Source organism: Streptomyces sp. NRRL F-5126 (assembly GCF_000721265.1).
Lineage (GTDB): Bacteria > Actinomycetota > Actinomycetes > Streptomycetales > Streptomycetaceae > Streptomyces.
In genome coordinates, this window is sequence record NZ_JOFZ01000125.1 from 1 (window position 1) to 323 (window position 323).

At 67.8% G+C, this 323-nt stretch carries 1 protein-coding gene; it reads right to left on the reverse strand.

Annotated elements, in window-relative coordinates; all coding sequences use genetic code 11:
- Positions 1-290: ParA family protein (locus IH48_RS34050; RefSeq protein ID WP_158710408.1), on the reverse strand; the 290-nt coding region annotated here is incomplete at its 3' end.
- Positions 291-323: the final 33 nt, after the last annotated feature.

Sequence of the window (323 nt, forward strand, 5' to 3'; positions counted from 1 at the left end):
ACGGCCGGGGCGGCGGCGGTGTGCCGCACCTGGACCAGGGACTCGCTGAAGCGGGAGACGAGTTCGAGCACGCCGGGCGTGATGCGCAGTTTCTCCTCGTCCAGGAAGGGGTGGAAGAAGCGGTCGAGCCCGGGGGCGTCGAGATCCCAGTCGACGGCGAGCACGCGGTGTCCGGCGGAGGCCAGGATCCAGGCGGTGTTGGCGAGTGCCATCGTCCGTCCCGTACCGCCCTTGTACGAGTAGAACGTCACTATCCGCCCGTTGCGCCGGGTACCGGCCTCAGTCGTCATCGTTCGGGGTCCTCTGCGCTGTCTCTTATACAC